This window comes from Streptomyces flaveolus, assembly GCF_000716535.1.
GTDB lineage: Bacteria > Actinomycetota > Actinomycetes > Streptomycetales > Streptomycetaceae > Streptomyces > Streptomyces flaveolus_A.
This window is the reverse complement of record NZ_JNWV01000171.1, coordinates 1-346: the sequence shown is the minus strand read 5'-3', so window position 1 is coordinate 346 and position 346 is coordinate 1. Positions and strand designations below refer to the sequence as shown.

1 protein-coding gene is annotated in these 346 nt (G+C 69.4%); it reads right to left on the bottom strand.

Annotation, left to right across the window (positions count from 1 at the left end; translation table 11 throughout):
• Positions 1-344: NAD(P)-binding domain-containing protein (locus tag OO52_RS45700; RefSeq protein ID WP_234340031.1), on the bottom strand; the 344-nt coding region annotated here is incomplete at its 3' end.
• Positions 345-346 lie beyond the last annotated feature (2 nt).

Sequence of the window (346 nt, the reverse complement as noted above, 5' to 3'; positions counted from 1 at the left end):
GCGACCATGCAGACGTCCACGCCCGCCGGGGGCTTGATGAAGCCGAAGCGGATGTTGAAGCCGTGGCCGAAGAACAGCGCGTCGCCGTCCTTCAGGTTCGGGGCGATGGACTCCTCGTACACCTGGGCCTGGATCGGGTCCGGGACCAGGATCATGATGACGTCGGCCTCGGCGGCGGCCTCGGCCGGGGTCACCACGCGCAGGCCCTGCTCCTCGGCCTTGGCCTTGGACTTCGAGCCCTCGTGCAGACCGACACGCACGTCCACACCGGAGTCACGCAGCGACAGGGCGTGGGCGTGGCCCTGGCTGCCGTAGCCGATGACCGCGACCTTGCGGCCCTGGATGA